Here is an 11,597-nt window from a genome sequence, read left to right as displayed (position 1 = left end):
AAATTGAGTCAGGCCTTTGCAGGCCATCGACGGGGACGAGCGAAAAACCGCCCCACGGAGAGAAGTGAAGATCAATCTCGGCGTTCATTGCGCCTCCTTCTTGTTATGCGCCTGCACGACAGGCATGAGGCGCATCTCACCCTGCAAACAGCGCTGAAACAAGCGCGCCAGAGCCCTGCGCGACGCCTTTGCAGCCGGGCTTCGGCAGGTTTTCCTTACAGCGTCGGCAAAGGGGTAAATCCACTGGGCTTTACCGGTGTTTCCGTAAACTTTTCTTTACGAGGCGTAACGTAGATTTTCCATTTCGGAAAATTCTGTAGGACGTCTGCAAATTGACGGTAGCAAGCTTGCTAATGAAAGTTGCCGCTTAGTTTTTTGTTTTCAAATAAGAAAATCTCCGCTTGAAAACAGAATAAAAAGTTTATTTAAATTTTAAATAAATAATTTTTTGCATTACAAAACACCCTGAACTAGGTTTTTCACGTCTTGCCGGCCAACTCGACCGGCCAGTCATAACCGCGAAAGTCATCTAGGAGATCGACCATGCAAGCACTGGAAAAAGACTTGGATACCGAACTGCAACTGGACGAATGGTTTGAAGCACCAACCCATGAGGCCGCCGTGGAAATGATGCAAGCCGACGCGGTGGTTCCGTTCGGCACGGCGATGTGGCCTCTGTAAGACATCCCCAGGCAGGCACGATCCGGCCGGTCGTGCCTGCCGCTTTCTTCACGGTCAGTCAGGGAGGACTCATGGATAAGCCCCGCGCGATCTCGCATTTCCTTTACTACCTCGAACATCACCCTGCCCTTGCCGGTCTCGATTCGGCGAAGGTACTGCTCGGCCACACCGCCGATTACGAAGCCCTGACCGGCGCCATCGCCGAACAGGCCGGCGATCATCCCCGCTTCACCTTCAGCGCCAGACGCCTTGATCTGGAAAGCACCGCCACGCTGACCGCGGCGATTGCCGACAGCGATCTGTACATTTTCTTCTACGACTCTTCCACCCTGCCCAACCCGCGCCCCGACGGCCCGGAGTTCGTTCGCGCCTTGCAAGGCGTGATGGCGGAAAACTGGAAGAAGTCGCTGCTGTTCAAGGATTACGGCGACTATTTCTACGACACCTTCAGCGTCACCCCGCAGCGTATCGCCGGGCTCAACAGCCACTTGATCCAGCGCATGTCCCAAGCGACGACGCTGAGCTTCAAGGACGACCACGGTTCCTGGTTTGAAACGCCGCTGAGCAGCATCAAGAAATGGACCGACATCAACGGCGTCGGCAACTTCGACCTGGCCCCCGGCGAAATCGCCACCCATAGCGAAGCCATCAACGGCCATGTGAAATTCAAGGGCACGTTCCTCAGCACCATCCCGTTTGCCCGCAAGTACGGCGTGCTGGAGTCGCCACTGGAACTGTGGATCGAGAACTCGACCATCAGCCGCATCGCCACCGATGTGCCGGGGCTGGAGCATGATTTCAACAAGTACCTGGACGCCAACCCGTCGAACCGGCGCATCGAGGAACTGGGGATTGGTACCAACGAAGGGGTGAAAGATCTGTACGCGCGCAACGCCGGGTTCGAGGAGCGCCATTGCGGCCTGCACCTGGGCCTCGGCGGTGGCGCGAAAGGCAGTCATCACCTGGACCTGATCTTTTCTGGCGGCGTTTTGGCGCTGGATGACAAGCCGGTGTTTGACGGGCGGTTTGTGTTCTGATCCTGCATATTAGGTGGCTGCATTGGCGTCATCGCTGGCAAGCCAGCTCCCACAGGTTTTTGTTGCGCTGCATAAATCCTGTGAACACCGCAGATCCATGTGGGAGCTGGCTTGCCAGCGATGAGGCCCTCAAAAGCACCACATACCTTTCGCCAGACGAAAAAAAACGCCAACCCTGCGGTTGGCGTTTTTTTGCTTTAGCTCGAAGCTTGCCGCTCAAAGCTCACAGCTGCCTTATTCCGGCTTCTTGCGACCAAAACCCGGGCGCTGACCGGAGCCGGCCGGGGCGCCACGGCGCTTGCCCGATGGCTTGTCACCGTCGACCAGTTTGATCCCCGGGCGCTTGGCTGCAGGCTTGGCCGGACGCTTGTTGGTGGTGTCGGCAGGACGATCCGCCACTGGCGTACCACGACCGGCAGGCGCACGACCTTCGCCACGCTCGGTACGACCATTGGCCGGACGCGGTGCGCGTTCGCCATCACGGGCAACCGGCTTGCGGCCAGGACGCTCGCCTTCGATCTGCGGCTCACGGCTCGGACGCGGACCGGTCGGCGCGCCAGCGGCTGGACGCAGGGTACGCACGCGCTCGGTCTTGGCCATCGGCCGCGACGATTTGCGCTGCATACGCTCCAGCTTGTCCTTGCTCTTGGCGTTGAGTTGCGGCATCGCCACCGGGGTCAGGCCGACTTCGGCGCTGAGCACGTCGACTTCGTACTGGCTCATTTCGCGCCAGCGGCCCATCGGCAGGTCGGAGTTGAGGAACACCGGACCGAAACGCACGCGCTTCAGACGGCTGACCACCAGACCTTGCGATTCCCACAGACGACGAACCTCACGGTTACGGCCTTCCATCACCACGCAGTGATACCAGTGGTTGAAGCCTTCGCCGCCCGGTGCCTGTTGAATGTCGGTGAAACGCGCAGGGCCGTCTTCCAGTACCACGCCGGCCTTCAGGCGCTCGATCATTTCGTCGTCGACTTCACCGCGTACACGCACGGCGTACTCACGATCCATTTCGTAGGACGGGTGCATCAGACGGTTGGCCAGCTCACCGTCAGTGGTGAACATCAGCAGACCGGTGGTGTTGATGTCGAGACGACCGATGTTGATCCAGCGACCTTCTTTCGGACGCGGCAGCTTGTCGAACACGGTCGGACGGCCTTCCGGGTCGTCACGGGTGCAGATCTCGCCATCGGGCTTGTTGTACATGATAACGCGGCGCACTGATTCGGCAGCCTCTTCGCGCTTGATCACCTTGCCATCGATGGTGATGGCGTCGTGCATGTCGACGCGCAGGCCGAGGGTGGCGTCTTTGCCATTGACCTTGATCCGGCCCTGGCTGATCCAGGCTTCGACGTCACGGCGCGAGCCGACGCCGATACGGGCGAGGACCTTCTGCAGTTTTTCGCCTGCTGGGCCGATTTCCTGGTCGTCTTGCTGATTGATGTCACTCATCTGGGCACCTCCCGGTGTGGTCTGTTCAGGCGGCGCCTGAAGCATTGAAATCTGGTTTTCGGGCGAAGGGATCGCCGAAGGGTCGCGAATCATACGCGGATGTGCGCCATCGCGCATCAGAGACTAGCTGATGGTGGGCGACTTATTTCTTTTTCCGCCGACCGGCACCACCGAGTTTGATCAGGCGCAGCGCGGCTTCGGCCAGTACCGTGCGCTTGTCGTCCTTGTCGAGTTTCTTCCAGGCACGGATCTCGCGCTTGCTGCGGCCACAGCCCAGGCAGATGTCGTCGGTGAATTTGCAGAGGCTGATGCAGGGGTCTTTTGTCGAGCTCATACCTTTCTCCAGAACACATTGATCCCTGTGGGAGCGGGCTTGCCCGCGATGACGGAGCGTCAGCCAGCATATTTGTGTCTGATGCACCGCAATCGCGGGCAAGCCCGCTCCCACAGGGTTCGTCAGTGTTCAGAAAATTTGATTGTCAGTCCTCGAACTCGCGGCGTTCGGCCTCGATCGCTTCGGCCAGGGCGCGGGCTTCGGCTTCTTCTTCGCTCAGCTCGGGTTCAGGCACCGATTGTTCGAGCGCGGCGACAGCGGCCAGGAGTTTTTCCCGGGCTTCGGCGACGCCAAGAATGTCCTCTTCCGGTTCGGCCTCTGGCTCGGTCTCGAGTTCAACTTCAACCGCCGGCTCGACGGTCTCGACTTCCGGCTCAGTCGTCGACGCTTCGCCATCCGCGGCATCGCGCAACAGATCATCGAAGTCGGTCTTGATCCCCTCCTCCATGCTGTCCAGTTCCAGCAACAGCGTATGGAAGCTGGTTTCTTCCTTCGGCTCTTCCGGCTCGGCGCTGGCGTCGACCTGTTCCTGCAGGCCCTGCGGCACTGGCGCGTCGTCGAAATCGAGGACTGGCTCGGTTTCCATCTCGCGCAGTTCGGCCAGCGGCGGCAGGTCTTCGAGGTTCTTCAGGTTGAAGTGATCGAGAAACGCCTTGGTGGTGGCGAACATCGCCGGTTTGCCCGGCACGTCGCGGTAACCGACGATGCGGATCCACTCGCGCTCGATCAGCGTCTTGACGATGTTGGTGTTGACCGCCACGCCCCGCACGTCTTCGATCTCGCCGCGAGTGATCGGCTGGCGATAGGCGATCAGCGCCATGGTTTCCAGCAGCGCACGGGAATAGCGCTGCGGACGCTCTTCCCACAAACGCCCGACCCACGGCGAAAACTTCTCGCGGATCTGCAAGCGGTAGCCGGAGGCGACTTCCTTGAGCTCGAACGCGCGGCCCTCGCAGGACTTGGCCAGCAGGCTCAGGGCTTTCTTGAAGACCGGCGGTTCGGGGCGCTCGCCCTCTTCGAACAGTTCGTAGAGGCGTTCAAGCGATTGCGGTTTTCCCGAGGCCAACAGAAAGGCTTCAAGCAGGGGCGCCAGCTCGCGGGGTTCAGTCAGGTTCATGTTTCGACTCGTTATTCGGCTCGGGCTCGCACGTGGATCGCGGCGAACGGCTCATTCTGCACCAGCTCGACCAAGGATTCCTTGACCAGCTCAAGGATCGCCATAAAGGTCACCACCACACCCAAGCGACCTTCCTCGGCAGTGAACAGCTCGACGAACGGCACAAAACCACCGCCCTTGAGCCGTTCCAGCACATCGCTCATGCGCTCGCGGGTCGACAGTGCCTCGCGGCTGACCTGGTGGCTCTCGAACATATCGCCCCGGCGCAGCACTTCGGCCATGGACATCAAAATCTCTTCCAGCGCCACGTCCGGCAGCAGCTTGCGCGCCCGGGCTTCCGGGGCGTCGAGTTTGGGCACGACCACGTCGCGACCGACCCGGCTCAAGCCGTCGATGCCTTCGGCGGCAGCCTTGAAGCGCTCGTATTCCTGCAGGCGACGGATCAGTTCGGCGCGCGGGTCGTCCTCTTCGTCTTCGACGGTTTCGGCGCGCGGCAGGAGCATCCGCGACTTGATCTCGGCCAGCATCGCGGCCATTACCAGGTATTCGGCGGCCAGTTCCAGGCGCACCGACTGCATCAACTCGACATAGCCCATGTACTGGCGGGTGATTTCCGCCACCGGGATGTCGAGGATGTTGATGTTCTGTTTGCGGATCAGGTACAGCAGCAGGTCAAGCGGGCCTTCGAAGGCTTCGAGAAACACTTCCAGTGCATCCGGCGGGATGTACAGGTCCAGCGGCATTTCCGTGACCGCCTGGCCATAGACCATGGCAAACGGCAGTTCCTGCTGGGCGCCGGCCTGGGGATCGACAACGGTTTCCACTGCGGACATTCAGGCCTCGACCATGAACGGCGCGGGGTCGCCGCAACCGACGCGGATCACTTCCGGGTCGTCGCCGGGCAGGTCAATCACGGTGGACGCCTTGATCCCGCCAAAACCGCCGTCGATGATCAGGTCTACCTGATGTTCGAGCAATTGGCGCATTTCGTACGGATCACTCAGCGGGTCTTCGTCGCCGGGCATGATCAAGGTCACGCTCATCAGCGGCTCGCCGAGTTCGGCCAGCAACGCCAGGGCAATCGGATGGCTCGGCACCCGCAGGCCGATGGTGCGTTTTTTTGGATGCAGCAACAGCCGTGGCACTTCGCGGGTGGCGTTGAGGATAAAGGTGTAAGGCCCCGGCAGATGCGCCTTGAGAATGCGGAAAGTGCCGGTGTCGATCTTGGCGTAGTTGCCCAATTGCGACAGGTCACTGCAGATCAGCGCGAAGTTGTGCTTCTCGTCGAGCTGACGCAGACGGCGCACGCGCTCGATGGCAGTCTTGTCGCCGATCTGGCAACCGATGGCGTAGGAAGAGTCCGTGGGATAAATCACCACCCCGCCTTTGCGGATGATCTCGACCGCCTGTTTGATCAGGCGCGCTTGCGGGTTTTCCGGATGGATCTGGAAAAATTGACTCACGTTTTCTACCTGTTCAGACGGCGGCAATAACTGTGTCATGTTTGAACCGACACCACAGGGGTGGAAGGTCCTCGGGAACCGGCCGGTACTGGCCAATTTCGGACCAGCCTCCAGGGCCATGGAAATCACTGCCGGCGCTGACCAGCAGACCGAACTCGCGGGCAAGGATTGCCAGGCTGCCGACCTGTTCCGCAGGCTGATGGCCATTGACCACTTCGATTGCATGCCCGCCCGCTTGAATATAGTCGGCAATCAGCTTTCGGCGCTTGCTGCGGGTGAAATCGTAATGCCAGGGATGCGCCAGACTGACCCACGCCCCGGCGGCACGCAGGGTGCCGACGGTGTCTTCCAGGGTCGGCCAGTGCTGCTTGACGTCACCCAGCTTGCCGGCGCCGAGCCATTTGCGGAATGCTTCGGCGCGATCCTTTACAAAACCTTCACGCACCATCCAGTCGGCAAAATGCGGACGGGCCGGGGCGTTGCCGCTGTCGCCCAGTTCCTGCTGGATCTGCCGAGCGCCGTCGAGGGCTCCGGGCATGCCTTTAAGGGCGAGCTTGCGGCTTATTTCTTCCGACCGCAGCCAGCGACCATCGTGCAACTTGGCGATGGCCTCGACCAATGGCGCGGCGTTGACGTCGAAACCATAGCCCAGCACATGAATGGTCGCGCCGCCCCAGGTGCAGGACAGCTCGACGCCATTGACCAGTTGCATGCCCAGCGCCTCGGCAGCCGTGCGCGCTTCGGCGAGGCCTTCGAGGGTGTCGTGATCGGTCAACGCCAGGACTCGCACGCCGTTTTCGAACGCACGCGCAACCAGAACCGCAGGCGCCAAGGCGCCATCGGAGGCCGTGCTGTGGCAGTGCAAATCAACATTCACGGGGAGTTGTAACCTCAAATCAGCTGGCGCTATCGCGCGCCCATATGTTTGTTATTATGCCGCCACATCCAGCTTCTGGCTCTCACTGTGAAACAATTCATCGATTTCATCCCGCTTCTGCTGTTTTTCATCGTTTACAAACTGGATCCACGGGTCGTCGACATCGCTGGCCATCAAGTGACTGTAGGCGGTATCTACAGCGCCACGGCGATGCTGATCATCAGCTCCCTGGTGGTCTACGGCGCGTTGTTCATCAAACAGCGCAAGCTGGGAAAGAGCCAATGGCTGACCCTGATCGCCTGCCTGGTGTTCGGCAGCCTGACCCTGGCCTTCCACAGCGAGACCTTCCTCAAATGGAAGGCCCCGGTGGTCAACTGGCTGTTCGCCCTGGCCTTCATCGGCAGCCACTTCATCGGTGACCGCCTGCTGATCAAACGCATCATGGGCCACGCGCTGACCCTGCCGGATCCGGTCTGGACCCGCCTGAACATCGCCTGGATCGCCTTTTTCCTGTTCTGCGGCGCTGCCAACCTGTTCGTGGCATTCACCTTCCAGAGCATCTGGGTCGACTTCAAGGTGTTCGGCAGCCTGGGCATGACCGTGCTGTTCCTGGTCGGTCAGGGCATCTACCTGTCCCGCCATCTGCATGACGCCGATACCACAACGCCAAAAACCGAGGACTGACATGCTCTACGCAATCATTGCCACCGACGTCGCCAACTCGCTCGAAGCCCGCCTCGCCGCGCGCCCGGCCCACCTCGAACGCCTGCAAGTGCTCAAGGGCGAAGGCCGCATCGTACTGGCCGGCCCGCACCCGGCGGTCGACAGCAATGATCCGGGCGCTGCGGGTTTCACTGGCAGCCTGATCGTCGCCGAATTCGACTCCCTCAGCGCCGCCCAGGCCTGGGCCGACGCCGATCCGTACATTGCCGCCGGCGTGTACGCCAACGTGACCGTCAAGCCGTTCAAGCAAGTCTTGCCGTAACCAAGGAATATCGAGGGACTTTGTGGCGAGGGAGCTTGCTCCCGCTGGACTGCGCAGCAGTCTCATTGCCTATGAGCTGGAAAGCGGGGGGCGCTTCCGCCCCAGCGGGAGCAAGCTCCCTCGCCACAATGACTCCCCAAGCTCAAATTGTTCAACTCACCACGCTCGACATTGCCTCTGACACTGAACCTTCCCGCTTCTCCCCACTCTCAATCGCTCATTATTCTCGTTTGCCTGCCGACAACCTGCCCAATATCCATTTGCAAGCAGGAATCGCAATGCGCAAAGGTCCGTTGTGTCTGATGTGGGTCACGTTGACGATCATGGCACCCGCCCATGGTGAGGAAACCACCGAAAGCGGCAGCTCCACGCCATTGTCGTTAAGTGCCGGCAGTCAGATTACCGAACTGCAGCAGCGCCTGAAGGCCAGCGAGCAGCAGCGGGAAGAATTGAGCAAACAACTGCAAAATGCCGACAACACCCGCGAAAGCGCCCAGCTCGCCCGGTTGCGTCAGGAGAACCAGCGCCTGAAGCTGCAACTCAAGGAAGCCCAGGCAAGCCCCTTGCCACGACTGTTGACCGAACAGCAGCAATGGTTCGTCACCGGCGCCGGGGTAGCGCTATTGGCGCTGCTGTGCGGTATCTTTGCCAGTGGAGCAAGCCGAAAACGTCGGCAATGGCTAAATTGAGTGAGTCATGAGCGAGCTGTTACTGATTGATGATGACCAGGAGTTGTGCGAACTCCTGAGTAGCTGGTTGAGCCAGGAAGGCTTCCAGGTACGCGCCTGCCATGATGGCCAGAGCGCGCGCAAGGCGTTGGCCGAATCCGCCCCGGCGGCGGTGGTGCTGGACGTGATGCTGCCCGACGGCAGTGGTCTGGAACTGCTCAAGCAGTTGCGCAGCGAACACGCCGATCTGCCGGTGCTGATGCTCTCGGCCCGGGGCGAACCACTGGATCGCATTCTCGGTCTGGAATTGGGCGCCGACGATTACCTGGCCAAACCCTGCGATCCGCGTGAACTCACCGCGCGCCTGCGCGCCGTGCTGCGCCGCAGCCATCCGGCCGCTGTGTCGACCCAGCTCGAACTGGGCGATCTGAGCTTCAGCCCGGTGCGCGGCGTGGTCAGCATCGACGAGAAAGAACTGACCCTCACCGTTTCCGAAAGCCGCCTGCTCGAAGCACTGCTCAAGCAGCCCGGCGAGCCGCTGGACAAACAGGAACTGGCGCAACTGGCCCTCGGCCGCAAGCTGACCCTGTACGACCGCAGCCTCGACATGCACGTCAGCAACCTGCGCAAGAAAATCGGCCCCCACCCCGACGGCCGCCCGCGGATCGTCGCCCTGCGCAGCCGTGGTTACTACTACAGCCTGTAAATCGGGAAAGACCTGCCTGAATGCTATATGTGGCGAGGGAGCTTGCTCCCGCTGGGCAGCGAAGCGGCCCTCGTTTTTCAAATCAAAAAAGAGGGACTGCTGCGCAGTCCAGCGGGAGCAAGCTCCCTCGCCACAGGCGGAGTGCCAGTGATATTTGTCAGGCAGGGTACGAAGCGTCTTTACCCAAGCTTTACGCAGCGCTGACCGCCGCTGACCTTGATCTCCGTAATCTGAACTCATCCGGAACGTACCGGGAACGAGACAAGGAGATACACCATGCGCAAGACTCTTATCGCTCTGATGTTCGCTGCCGCTCTGCCAACCGTCGCCATGGCTGTGCCACAGGATGGCGGCCCGATGGGTGGCCCGATGGACGGTGCACGCCACGGCGGTCAGATGCACGGCATGCACGGCAAAGGCCCGTACAGCCAACTCGACCTGTCCCGCGAACAGCGCGATCAGATCCGCAAGATCATGGGCGAGCAGATGCACGAGCGTCGCCAGGTAGTCGAGAAGTACCTGGAAAAACTCTCGCCGGCTGACCAGAAAGCCATGAAAGACGAGATGGCCGCCAACCACAAGAAAGCCGAAGCTGACGTACGTAACCTGCTGAAACCGGATCAACAGAAGAAATTCGACGAGATCCAGAAAAAACAGGCTGAACGCCGCGCCGAATGGGCCGAGTTCAAGGCGTGGAAAGCGCAGCAGCCGCAAAAAGCGCAATAATGTTCTAATCACAGGCCCGACGGCTAACCCCGTCGGGCCTGTTCACATCCGCCCTCTGTAGGAGCTGCGGCACGCTGCGATCTTTTGATTTTGCTTATGAAAAATAAGATCAAAAGATCGCAGCGTGCCGCAGCTCCTACAGGGGTTACGCGTCTGATTGAGGATTTTCTGTGCGTTCATTGTTCTGGCGTATTCTCGCGAGCTTCTGGCTGGCCATCGCTCTGGTGGCGGGGCTGTCGATCTTGCTCGGGCACATGCTCAATCAGGACGCGTGGATTCTCAGCCGTCACCCGGGCCTCAACACCCTGGCCGCCGAATGGACGCAAACCTACGAAGCCCAGGGCGAAGACGCCGCGCAGGACATCCTCGAACAACGCAAACGCCAATATCACATCGACGTGCAGGTGTTGAACGAAAGCGGCGACCCCGTGGTGCGCGGCACCTTCCCGCGCCGCGCCGCGGCGTTTGAAGCCCGGCAGAACAACGATGACCGACGCCTGCCCTGGCGGCGCCTGACCGACGAGTTCACCAGCGAAAAAACCGGTGACACCTACCTGTTCATCTTCCGCATCCCGCACCCGGAACTCGATGCCTGGCACCGCGAAAGCCTGCTCTGGCCGCTGAGTGCGCTGGGCATCGCGCTGGTGGTGCTGACCCTGTTCAGCCTGCTGGTGACCTTCTCCATTACCCGCCCGCTCAGCCGCTTGCGTGGGGCGGTGCATGATCTGGGGCAGACCACCTATCAACAGAACAGCCTGGCGAAACTGGCGAACCGCCGAGACGAATTCGGCGTGCTCGCCACTGATTTCAACCGCATGGGCGCGCGCCTGCAAAGCCTGATCGGCAGCCAGCGCCAATTGCTGCGTGATGTATCCCACGAACTGCGCTCACCGCTGGCGCGCCTGCGTATTGCCCTGGCACTGGCGGAACGGGCCAATCCTGAAGAACGGGAAAAACTCTGGCCGCGCCTGACCCGCGAATGTGATCGCCTCGAAGCGCTGATCAGCGAAATTCTGGTGCTGGCGCGAGTCGATGCCGACAACGCCAGTGCTGAAGAAGTAGACCTGAATGCGCTGCTCGGCACACTGCAGAAGGACGCGCAACTTGGCTCGCCGGAGCAGACCGTGCGCCTGGATGCCGAACCACACCTGACGCTGACCGGTTGGCCAACCATGATCGAGCGCGCCGTCGATAACCTTTTGCGCAACGCCCAACGCTTCAACCCGGTGGATCAGGCAATCGAGATGCAGGCCACGCGTCAGGGCGAGCGGATTGTGGTGAGCGTGCGCGACCACGGGCCGGGCGTGCAGACCGAGCATCTGAGCCAGTTGGGCGAGCCGTTCTACCGGGCGCCGGGGCAGACGGCGCCGGGACATGGCCTGGGCCTGGCGATTGCCAGACGCGCGGCGGAGCGGCATGGCGGGAGTCTGCTGCTGGCCAATCATCCCGAGGGCGGGTTTGTCGCCAGTCTGGAATTGCCGTTGGTACCGGGCGCTGTCGTGCAACCCTGATCAAAACTGTAGGAGTGAGCCTGCTCGCGATAGCGGT

General features: G+C 60.9%; 14 protein-coding genes. 8 read left to right on the top strand and 6 right to left on the bottom strand.

Translation table 11 applies throughout. The annotated features are described in order from the left end of the window. Positions 1-543 precede the first annotated feature (543 nt). Both ABV589_RS22705 and ABV589_RS22700 read left to right on the top strand, forming a co-directional pair. The gene (locus ABV589_RS22705) at positions 544-681 is read left to right on the top strand and encodes a hypothetical protein (RefSeq protein ID WP_003222780.1); all 138 of its coding nucleotides are present in this window, start codon (positions 544-546) and stop codon (positions 679-681) included. Between the two features lie 71 nt (positions 682-752). Continuing rightward, a complete protein-coding gene (locus tag ABV589_RS22700; protein WP_041073062.1) occupies positions 753-1,718 on the top strand; it encodes a hypothetical protein in 966 nt (321 codons plus the stop codon). 234 nt (positions 1,719-1,952) lie between these two features. Here the strand turns inward: ABV589_RS22700 and rluB are convergent, their stop codons facing one another. The 6 genes from rluB to ABV589_RS22670 all read right to left on the bottom strand — a co-directional run bounded on the left by rluB (position 1,953) and on the right by ABV589_RS22670 (position 6,964). After that, entirely contained in the window at positions 1,953-3,173 is a 1,221-nt protein-coding gene (gene rluB / locus ABV589_RS22695) for a 23S rRNA pseudouridine(2605) synthase RluB (RefSeq protein WP_367083782.1), read from the bottom strand. A gap of 142 nt (positions 3,174-3,315) precedes the next feature. Continuing rightward, positions 3,316-3,507, bottom strand: a complete 192-nt coding sequence (locus ABV589_RS22690; protein ID WP_003222773.1) for a DUF1289 domain-containing protein — start codon at positions 3,505-3,507, stop codon at positions 3,316-3,318. A gap of 145 nt (positions 3,508-3,652) precedes the next feature. Then, on the bottom strand, positions 3,653-4,624 hold the full coding sequence (scpB, locus tag ABV589_RS22685) for an SMC-Scp complex subunit ScpB (protein ID WP_367083780.1): 972 nt from the start codon (positions 4,622-4,624) through the stop codon (positions 3,653-3,655). An 11-nt stretch (positions 4,625-4,635) separates the two neighbouring features. Then, positions 4,636-5,334 carry a ScpA family protein gene (locus tag ABV589_RS22680; RefSeq protein WP_171061841.1) on the bottom strand — a complete coding sequence of 233 codons (699 nt, stop codon included), beginning with the start codon at positions 5,332-5,334 and terminating at the stop codon, positions 4,636-4,638. A gap of 123 nt (positions 5,335-5,457) precedes the next feature. Beyond that, positions 5,458-6,087, bottom strand: coding sequence for an L-threonylcarbamoyladenylate synthase (locus ABV589_RS22675; RefSeq protein WP_367083778.1), 630 nt, complete (start codon positions 6,085-6,087; stop codon positions 5,458-5,460). 13 nt (positions 6,088-6,100) lie between these two features. Beyond that, positions 6,101-6,964, bottom strand: a complete 864-nt coding sequence (locus tag ABV589_RS22670; RefSeq protein WP_367083777.1) for a PHP domain-containing protein — start codon at positions 6,962-6,964, stop codon at positions 6,101-6,103. 87 nt (positions 6,965-7,051) lie between these two features. Between ABV589_RS22670 and ABV589_RS22665 the strand changes: the two genes are divergently transcribed. The 6 genes from ABV589_RS22665 to ABV589_RS22640 all read left to right on the top strand — a co-directional run bounded on the left by ABV589_RS22665 (position 7,052) and on the right by ABV589_RS22640 (position 11,560). Next, positions 7,052-7,648 (top strand): septation protein A, encoded by a 597-nt coding sequence (locus ABV589_RS22665; protein ID WP_367083775.1) that lies wholly within the window; start codon positions 7,052-7,054, stop codon positions 7,646-7,648. Position 7,649: 1 nt separating this feature from the next. Then, on the top strand, positions 7,650-7,949 hold the full coding sequence (locus tag ABV589_RS22660) for a YciI family protein (RefSeq protein WP_367083773.1): 300 nt from the start codon (positions 7,650-7,652) through the stop codon (positions 7,947-7,949). Between the two features lie 278 nt (positions 7,950-8,227). Beyond that, entirely contained in the window at positions 8,228-8,638 is a 411-nt protein-coding gene (locus ABV589_RS22655; RefSeq protein WP_041073068.1) for a translation initiation factor 2, read from the top strand. A gap of 7 nt (positions 8,639-8,645) precedes the next feature. After that, positions 8,646-9,323, top strand: coding sequence for a response regulator transcription factor (locus tag ABV589_RS22650; protein ID WP_007966021.1), 678 nt, complete (start codon positions 8,646-8,648; stop codon positions 9,321-9,323). A 276-nt stretch (positions 9,324-9,599) separates the two neighbouring features. Beyond that, positions 9,600-10,049: a hypothetical protein gene (locus ABV589_RS22645; protein ID WP_007966022.1), complete on the top strand. Its 450-nt coding sequence runs from the start codon at positions 9,600-9,602 to the stop codon at positions 10,047-10,049. Positions 10,050-10,219: 170 nt separating this feature from the next. After that, the gene (locus ABV589_RS22640) at positions 10,220-11,560 is read left to right on the top strand and encodes a HAMP domain-containing sensor histidine kinase (RefSeq protein ID WP_367083771.1); all 1,341 of its coding nucleotides are present in this window, start codon (positions 10,220-10,222) and stop codon (positions 11,558-11,560) included. Positions 11,561-11,597: the final 37 nt, after the last annotated feature.

The sequence above is a fragment of the Pseudomonas sp. HOU2 genome, assembly GCF_040729435.1.
In the GTDB taxonomy this organism is placed as follows: domain Bacteria; phylum Pseudomonadota; class Gammaproteobacteria; order Pseudomonadales; family Pseudomonadaceae; genus Aquipseudomonas.
The sequence above is the reverse complement of the archived record's forward strand: the minus strand, read 5'-3'. Positions and strand labels throughout refer to the sequence as shown.

Bases quoted from the DNA above. Each gene is read 5' to 3' on its own strand.
- ABV589_RS22705 (WP_003222780.1), top strand. From the start codon at position 544: ATGCAAGCACTGGAAAAAGACTTGGATACCGAACTGCAACTGGACGAA.
- ABV589_RS22645 (WP_007966022.1), top strand. From the start codon at position 9,600: ATGCGCAAGACTCTTATCGCTCTGATGTTCGCTGCCGCTCTGCCAACC.
- ABV589_RS22650 (WP_007966021.1), top strand. From the start codon at position 8,646: ATGAGCGAGCTGTTACTGATTGATGATGACCAGGAGTTGTGCGAACTC.
- ABV589_RS22655 (WP_041073068.1), top strand. From the start codon at position 8,228: ATGCGCAAAGGTCCGTTGTGTCTGATGTGGGTCACGTTGACGATCATG.
- ABV589_RS22660 (WP_367083773.1), top strand. From the start codon at position 7,650: ATGCTCTACGCAATCATTGCCACCGACGTCGCCAACTCGCTCGAAGCC.
- rluB (WP_367083782.1), bottom strand. From the start codon at position 3,173: ATGAGTGACATCAATCAGCAAGACGACCAGGAAATCGGCCCAGCAGGC.
- ABV589_RS22700 (WP_041073062.1), top strand. From the start codon at position 753: ATGGATAAGCCCCGCGCGATCTCGCATTTCCTTTACTACCTCGAACAT.
- scpB (WP_367083780.1), bottom strand. From the start codon at position 4,624: ATGAACCTGACTGAACCCCGCGAGCTGGCGCCCCTGCTTGAAGCCTTT.
- ABV589_RS22690 (WP_003222773.1), bottom strand. From the start codon at position 3,507: ATGAGCTCGACAAAAGACCCCTGCATCAGCCTCTGCAAATTCACCGAC.